General features: G+C 73.6%; 1 protein-coding gene. It reads right to left on the bottom strand.

Annotation, left to right across the window (positions count from 1 at the left end; genetic code table 11):
* Positions 1 to 51: 51 nt before the first annotated feature.
* Positions 52 to 1,357: VirB4 family type IV secretion system protein (locus FNQ90_RS23340; RefSeq protein ID WP_182608164.1), on the bottom strand; the 1,306-nt coding region annotated here is incomplete at its 5' end.

Below are 1,357 nucleotides of genomic sequence, written 5' to 3'. Positions count from 1 at the left end.
GGGAGAGGCCGGCGGGCGAGGGTGGGTGCCGCTCAGGGGTTCCTCCGGGTGTCAGTGCATGCGGGCGTCGGTGTCGAAGAGGGACAGTTCGTGGGGGTGGAGGAGGTGTTGGACGACGAAGGAGCGTCCGGCGACCTTCCACAGGCCGCGCCCGCGGTTGAGGTGGGAGATGGCCTCGGTCTCCACCGAGGTGAGGCCCAGCAGCGAGGCGGCGGTGAGGATCTGGTCGGTCTCCTGCCGGTAGATGATGCGGGTGGAGCAGTCGGCCAGGAGCCCTTCGGCCAGGGCCCGGCCGCGGGAGCCCGCGTCGCCGGCGGTGAGCAGGTCGGACAGCCGGTGGATGACCATGAGGTTGGCGATGCCCAGGCCGCGGGAGAGCTTCCACTGCGCCTGCATGCGGGCCAGCAGGCCGGGGTGGCGCATCAGGCGCCAGGCCTCGTCGTAGACGATCCAGCGCCGGCCGCCGCGCGGGTCGGTGAGGGCCGATTCCATCCAGGCCGAGGCGCAGGTCATGGCGAGGACCAGGGCGGTGTCGTCGCCGGAGCCGCCCAGCCGGGAGAGGTCGATGGTGAGCATCGGGCTGTTCGGGTCGAAGGCCACGGTGCTGGGCGCGTCGAACATGCCGGCCAGGTCGCCGTGGACCAGACGCCGCATGGCGTGGGCGAGGTCGCGGGCGGCGTCCCCGAGTCGACCGGACATGAGGCCTGCGGCCTCGTCGAGCCGGTCCGGGCTGTTGAGGGCGGAGGCGATGTCCCCGAGCAGCGGTGTCCGGGCCGAGCCGGCCGCCCGGGTGACGACGGTGTCGAGGGCGACATCGAGAGCGGTGTGCTCCATCGGCAGCAGGTCCCTGCCGAGCACGGTGCGGGCCAGGGAGCCGAGCAGGAGCAACCGGCGCTTGCGGACCTCCCCGGCCCAGTCGCCCTCCGCGACGGAGGCGGGGCGCGGCGCGGCGTCCAGCGGGTTCAGCCGGCCGGGAAGGCCGGGGCCCAGCGCGACGGATGTGCCGCCGAGCGCGCCGGCCACGGGGGTCCACTCGCCCTTGGGGTCGCAGGGCACGTAGACGCGGTATCCGAAGGCGACGGAGCGCAGCGCGAAGGACTTCGCGAGGGCGCTCTTGCCCTGCCCGATCACCCCGGCCAGCAGCACGTTCGGGTTGGTGAAGCCCTCGACCCTCCCGTACAGGGCGAAGGGGTCGAAGCAGAAACTCGCCTCGGCGTGGACGTCCCGTCCGATGTAGACCCCCTCGGCTCCCAACCCGCCCTCGGCGAGGAAGGGGTAGGCACCGGCGGCGATGGCCGTGGTCATGCGGTGGGCGGGCAGCTTGAGCCGGTTCCCGCGGGCCGAGGCCGGACCGGGG

The sequence above is a fragment of the Streptomyces alkaliphilus genome, assembly GCF_014141535.1.
GTDB lineage: Bacteria > Actinomycetota > Actinomycetes > Streptomycetales > Streptomycetaceae > Streptomyces > Streptomyces alkaliphilus.
Note: the sequence above shows the minus strand (reverse complement) of the source record. Positions and strands in the feature narration are given on the sequence as shown.